The sequence below is a fragment of the Neisseria sp. P0021.S006 genome (genome assembly GCF_051956895.1).
In genome coordinates this window covers 1-756 of the sequence record NZ_JBQCWZ010000658.1, presented here as the reverse complement: position 1 = coordinate 756, position 756 = coordinate 1, and the positions used below count along the sequence as shown (strand labels likewise).

General features: G+C 47.8%; 1 protein-coding gene. It reads left to right on the top strand.

The window, feature by feature from the left end; translation table 11 throughout:
* The coding region (locus ACTHUM_RS16300) for an ATP-binding cassette domain-containing protein (RefSeq protein ID WP_440403463.1) at positions 1-756 on the top strand (756 nt) is incomplete at both ends.

Genomic DNA, 756 nt, shown 5'->3' with positions numbered 1-756 from the left:
GGATTTAGTGCAGGCGATTTTATGTCGTTTTTGTCCAGCATGATCATGATGTTTGACCCCATCAAACGCATGACCGGCGTGATGCAATCCCTGCAACGCGGTTTGGCGGCAGCTGAAAGTGTCTTCACCTTTTTGGATCAACCTGAAGAAAGCAACGAAGGCAAACAGATTCTCAGCCCAAACCCTGGCGATATCGAATTTTGCAATGTTGTACACCGCTATCCTGAAGCCGAACGCAACAGCTTGAACCACATCAACCTGCTTGTACCGCAAGGCAAAGTGACTGCATTGGTCGGCGCATCAGGCTGCGGTAAAACTACCTTGGCCAATATGTTGCCGCGCTTCCTTAATCCGGATGAAGGCAAGGTTTTGATCGGCGGCGTCAACATCAATGAATATACGCTCGAAAGCCTGCGCAGCCGTATGGCATTTGTCGGCCAAAACGTTGTCCTGTTTAATGGTACGATTGCTGAAAACATTGCCTATGCTCAAGCTGACAAATTCAGTGAAGAAGAAATTATCAATGCTGCAAAAGCCGCAAATGCTTGGGAATTTATCCAAAAAATGCCACAAGGCCTGCACACTGAAGTTGGCGAAAACGGTTTAAAACTGTCCGGCGGCCAACGTCAACGCCTCGCCATTGCGCGTGCGCTTTTGAAAAATGCGCCGATTTTGATTTTGGACGAAGCCACCAGTGCATTGGATAATGAATCCGAACGTTTGGTACAAACTGCATTGGAAAACCTGATGCAAAAC